Origin of the sequence: Psychrobacter sp. AOP5-GZ1-6 (assembly GCF_052376345.1) — a bacterium.
Taxonomy (GTDB): domain Bacteria; phylum Pseudomonadota; class Gammaproteobacteria; order Pseudomonadales; family Moraxellaceae; genus Psychrobacter.
Map to the genome: position 1 here is coordinate 1 of NZ_JBQSVP010000289.1, position 1,028 is coordinate 1,028.

Annotated in this window: 2 protein-coding genes; one reads left to right on the plus strand and one right to left on the minus strand. The window is 48.2% G+C overall.

All coding sequences use genetic code 11. The features are described from left to right. Position 1: 1 nt before the first annotated feature. A complete protein-coding gene (locus ACT3RN_RS15810) occupies positions 2–202 on the minus strand; it encodes a transposase (protein WP_444518836.1) in 201 nt (66 codons plus the stop codon). Positions 203–303: 101 nt separating this feature from the next. Here ACT3RN_RS15810 and ACT3RN_RS15815 point away from each other — a divergent pair. Continuing rightward, positions 304–1,028: hypothetical protein (locus tag ACT3RN_RS15815; RefSeq protein ID WP_444518837.1), on the plus strand; the 725-nt coding region annotated here is incomplete at its 3' end.

Here is a 1,028-nt window from a genome sequence, read left to right on the forward strand (position 1 = left end):
GTCAATCCAAGATAAAAGAAGTGCATCCCATATCATGAAACAGTTTTGGTAAATTATTCTCCATCCACCCTTGGCGTAGAAACTTAGCCTGCGCCCACTTCTTTTCGATGGGGTTCAAGTCAGGGCTATAGGCTGGTAGAAATAATAGTCGATGTCCGTGCCTATTAAGCAGATTTTTCACTCGTTTGTGAGAGTCTGTCACTTGAGAAAAGCTACCGTCACGAAGCAGACAGCCACACGCTAGTACTACTACCTCATGATGGTGAAATACTACGTCCGGATGCCAATGACATTCAAAGCATCTTGAGTCAAAACCCAGCCAACCTCGCTGACAGACAAGACCGCATCACCGCCATTCGTTCACAAGTTGCCCAGCACACTCAGCAGAGTGACCTATATCGTTACGACAACCGCTTAGTTGGCACCTATACTGGCAGTAGCACCAGTGAGCAATCTATTGACTCGGACAGCCCTAGTATCCACAGTCGCTTCTTACACAGTCATAGCCACCTAAATGACGACGGACTCACTGCGCTGACCGCCCGCTACCAACAGAGCGCACAGCAGCTTGCCAACCTTGGCAGCCTAACTGGTAATATCCGTCATCTGAATCTGCCAAGCGCCCACTATATCGATGGCAATCCTTATCTGACCGATCCGATCAGTCTCGTCTCCATACATCAGCACATTAACAATCATATACCCGCAGACTGGTTGGGCGCAGTTGCCTTTGACCCTATTACCTTGCAGCCTAATACCAACCATGCCAGTCATGAAAATGATGACGACAATGACAATAATAACAACAACGTTCATCACATCAATGCCTGCTACCTACCGTTTCCGCATCATCACCATATTCCCTATGGCGCACAGTTAAGCGAACTTGGGCAACCGCATCCGAGTCTGACAGGACTCATGAGTGCCAGTATCATAGACACAGACAGCAGTGCTATCACCCATGACCGTAACCACCGTGCTCATATCAGATACCACTGGCAATCCGATGACAGTAATGGCAGTGATAA